Raw genomic sequence first — 3,939 nt, forward strand, 5'->3', positions numbered from 1 at the left:
CTACGGGGGACAGCGACAGCTTGCCACGGTCATCGATCTTGGTGATTTCCACCTGGATCTTCTGTCCGACGGAAACAACATCATCAACGTTGTCCACGCGCTTGCCGTTGGCCAGCTTGCGCAGCTCGGAGATGTGCAGCAGGCCGTCCTTGCCCGGGGTCAGGGAAATGAAGGCACCGAAGGTGGTGGTCTTGACGACCGTACCGAGGTAACGCTCGCCAATTTCCGGAACCTGCGGGTTGGCAATGGCGTTGATGGCGGAGCGTGCTGCGTCTGCAGACGGACCGTTGGTGGCGCCAATGTAGACCGTGCCGTCATCCTCGATGGAGATGTCAGCGCCGGTGTCTTCCTGGATCTGGTTGATCATCTTGCCCTTGGGCCCAATGACCTCGCCGATCTTGTCAACCGGGATCTTGACCGCGATGACGCGCGGCGCGAACTCGGAGAGCTCGTCCGGGGTGTCGATCGCGGAGTTGAGGACGTCCAGGATGTGCAGGCGGGCTTCGCGGGCCTGCTTCAGGGCGGCGGCCAGGACCGAGGCGGGGATGCCGTCGAGCTTGGTGTCCAGCTGGATGGCCGTGACGAACTCAGAAGTACCGGCAACCTTGAAGTCCATGTCGCCGAAGGCATCTTCGGCGCCGAGGATGTCGGTCAGGGCGGCGTAGCGGGTCTGGCCGTCAACCTGGTCGGAAACCAGGCCCATGGCGATACCGGCGACGGGGGCCTTCAGCGGCACACCTGCGTTGAACAGGGACAGCGTGGAGGCGCAGACGGAACCCATCGACGTCGAACCGTTGGAGCTGAGAGCCTCAGACACCTGGCGGATGGCGTACGGGAATTCCTCACGGGACGGCAGCACCGGCGTGATGGCGCGCTCGGCGAGTGCGCCGTGGCCGATTTCGCGGCGCTTCGGGGAGCCGACGCGGCCGGTCTCGCCGGTGGAGTACGGCGGGAAGTTGTAGTGGTGCAGGTAGCGCTTGTGGCTCTCCGGCCCGAGCGAGTCGATCTGCTGCTCCATGCGCAGCATGTTGAGCGTGGTGACACCCAGGATCTGGGTCTCGCCGCGCTCGAACAGCGCCGAGCCGTGGGCCCGCGGGACGACCTCGACCTCGGCCGAGAGCGGCCGGATGTCGGTGATGCCGCGCCCGTCGATGCGGATCTGGTCGCGCAGGATGCGCTGGCGCACGAGCTTCTTGTTCAGCGCCCGGAACCCGGCGCCGATCTCCTTCTCGCGGCCCTCGAACTTCGGGCCGAGCTGCTCGAGAACCTTGACCTTGAGCTCGTCGAGGCGTGCCTCGCGCTCCTGCTTGCCCCCGATGGCGAGCGCCTGGGCCAGCTCGTCGGAGGCGACCTCGGAGACCAGCTCGAACACGTCGGACTGGTAGGCCGGGTAGGTCGGGTAGTGCCCGGTGGGCTTGGCCGCGACGTCGGCGAGCTGCTGCTGCGCGACGCACAGGCTGCGGATGAACGGCTTGGCCGCCTCCAGCCCGGACGCCACGACGTCCTCCGTGGGCGCCTGGGCGCCACCGGCGACGAGCTCGATCGTGGAGGTGGTGGCCTCGGCCTCCACCATCATGATCGCGACGTCCTCACCGACGACACGACCGGCGACGACCATGTCGAACACGGCCCGCTGCAGGTCCTCGTACTGCGGGAACGCGATCCACTGGCCGTCGATCAGCGCGACGCGCACGCCACCGATGGGGCCGGAGAACGGCAGGCCCGCGAGCTGCGTGGACGCCGACGCCGCGTTGATGGCCAGCGCGTCGTAGGGGTCCTGCGGGTCGAGGCTCATCACCGTGACGACGATCTGGATCTCGTTGCGCAGGCCGTCGACGAACGACGGGCGCAGCGGCCGGTCGATCAGGCGGCAGGTGAGGATCGCGTCGGTGCCCGGGCGGCCCTCCCGGCGGAAGAACGAGCCGGGGATCTTGCCGATCGCGTACATCCGCTCCTCGACGTCCACCGTGAGCGGGAAGAAGTCGAAGTGCTCCTTGGGCTGCTTGGACGCCGTGGTGGCGGACAGCAGCATGGTCTCGTCGTCGAGGTAGGCGACGACGGATCCGGCGGCCTGGCGCGCGAGGCGCCCGGTCTCGAACCGGATGGTGCGGGTGCCGAAGCTCCCGTTGTCGATGACGGCACTGGTTTCGTGCACGTTCTCAGCCAGATCGGTGGATTGAGCATCGGTCATGAAGTGGACATCTCCTCTTTCGAGAGGGAGACCCCACGCCACAGCGGAAGGATCCTCGGCCGAGCCGGTCTTCGATCGAAGCCCCCGGGGTGCGACTGCGCGATGTCCGGGAGCCACTACCGAGGACCGGCGGATCGTCTGCCGGAGGCGTGGCGTCGTTGAGTTGTGGTACCGGCCCGGGGGGCCACCGGATGGTGGCCCCGGGCCGGCGGGGATCAGCGGCGGAGGCCGAGGCGCTCGATCAGGGACCGGTAGCGCGCGACGTCGACCTTGGCCAGGTACTTCAGCAGCCGGCGACGGCGGCCGACCAGCAGCAGCAGGCCCCGGCGCGAGTGGTGGTCGTGCTTGTGCATCTTGAGGTGTTCGGTCAGGTCGCTGATCCGCTTGGTCAGCAGCGCGACCTGCGCCTCGGGCGAACCGGTGTCGCCCTCGTGGACGCCGTAGGTGTCCAGGATGGTCTTCTTCTGTGCGGCGTCGAGTGCCACGTGCTCCTCTTTCGTTGCTGTGCCGTGTGGTCGGCGACCCGCAGAGCGCGATCTCGAACCCGACGGGGACCGGAAGACGGTCACGGCCGCCACGGACTGCAGCCGGACCCAGCACTCCACGTTACCAGGGACGATGCGTCGCCGACCGGCGGCCCGGCCCTTGGTCAACCCGTCGTCGGATCGCCGCCGCGGGCGGGAACGGGGCGAGCGGGACGCGGTGCACCACACGGTAGCGCGACCGGCCTCGCCCGGCTGCTGCTGACGAGCAGCAGGTCGTCCGGGCCCCACCACGGCCCCCGAGTTCCGCCCACGGCGTCGGCGGAGCGGGGTCGGCGCCCCGGCCCGGGACGGCGGCGCAGGGCGCACGGTGAGGTGCGGGACGAACCGCGCCCGTTCGCCGCGACACAACGCGGTGAACAGGCGTACGGATCAGGCCGGGTGGCGCGAGCCGGATCGGCCGGCCGCCTGGCGCAGCACCTCGGCCAGCTCCGGGAACGCCGGCCCGAGCGCGGCCGCCGCCGCGGCGAGCCGCGCGGGCTCGGCGATGCTGCGCAGCGCGTCGGCGGCACTGCCGCGCGCGGGCCCCCGCCGCCCCCGCGGTGCCGGGATGCGCGGCCCGGCCCACTGCCAGCGCGCCCGCGCAACCTCGTCGAGCAGGGCGTCGACGGCCTGCGGGACGGGCGGCATGCGCGCCGCGTCGCAGCGCTGGTCGAGCATCAGCAGGCGGGCCAGCACCGCAGGGTCACCGATCTTGACGCGCCGGGCGCTGACCAGCTGGCTGAGCATCGCCGGGCTGATCCCCAGGGTGCGGGCGAGGCGGGCCTGGGAGATGCCCAGCGCGCAGGTGAGCCTGCGCACGCGGTCGCCGAGCGGGGCGCCATAGAGCTCGCGCTGCTGCTCGCGGCCCCGCGCGGTGCGCGCCCCCGCCGGTTCCTCGGCCACCGTCGACATGCGGGCATCGTCGCAGCCGGACGCCCGCTCCGTGGGCGAACGGGGAAAGTCAGGCGCCCAGCAGCTCGCGGGTCTGCTCCACGTCGCGGTGCATCTGCACGACGAGAGCATCCACGTCGTCGAAGCGCTCCTGGCCGCGCAGCCGGTGCTCGAAGTCGACCGCGACCTCGTGGCCGTAGAAGTCCTCGTCGACGTCGAGCACATAGGCCTCGACGGTGCGCACGCGCCCGGAGAACGTCGGGTTGGTGCCGACGGAGATCGCCGCCGGGAGCAGCCGGTCTCCGATCGCGAACCGGCCGGCGTAGACGCCGT

Annotated in this window: 4 protein-coding genes; all 4 read right to left on the minus strand. The window is 70.4% G+C overall.

Annotated elements, in window-relative coordinates:
* Window positions 1-2,191: polyribonucleotide nucleotidyltransferase (locus VGD70_RS01880; protein ID WP_331077433.1), on the minus strand; the 2,191-nt coding region annotated here is incomplete at its 3' end.
* Window positions 2,192-2,406: 215 nt separating this feature from the next.
* The gene (rpsO, locus tag VGD70_RS01885; RefSeq protein WP_331077427.1) at window positions 2,407-2,676 is read right to left on the minus strand and encodes a 30S ribosomal protein S15; all 270 of its coding nucleotides are present in this window, start codon (window positions 2,674-2,676) and stop codon (window positions 2,407-2,409) included.
* 429 nt (window positions 2,677-3,105) lie between these two features.
* Complete coding sequence (locus VGD70_RS01890) at window positions 3,106-3,627, minus strand: helix-turn-helix transcriptional regulator (protein ID WP_331077429.1); 522 nt, start codon at window positions 3,625-3,627, stop codon at window positions 3,106-3,108.
* 49 nt (window positions 3,628-3,676) lie between these two features.
* The coding region (locus VGD70_RS01895; protein ID WP_331077431.1) for a riboflavin kinase at window positions 3,677-3,939 on the minus strand (263 nt) is incomplete at its 5' end.

It is taken from the genome of Actinophytocola sp. (genome assembly GCF_036402745.1).
GTDB lineage: Bacteria > Actinomycetota > Actinomycetes > Mycobacteriales > Pseudonocardiaceae > Actinophytocola.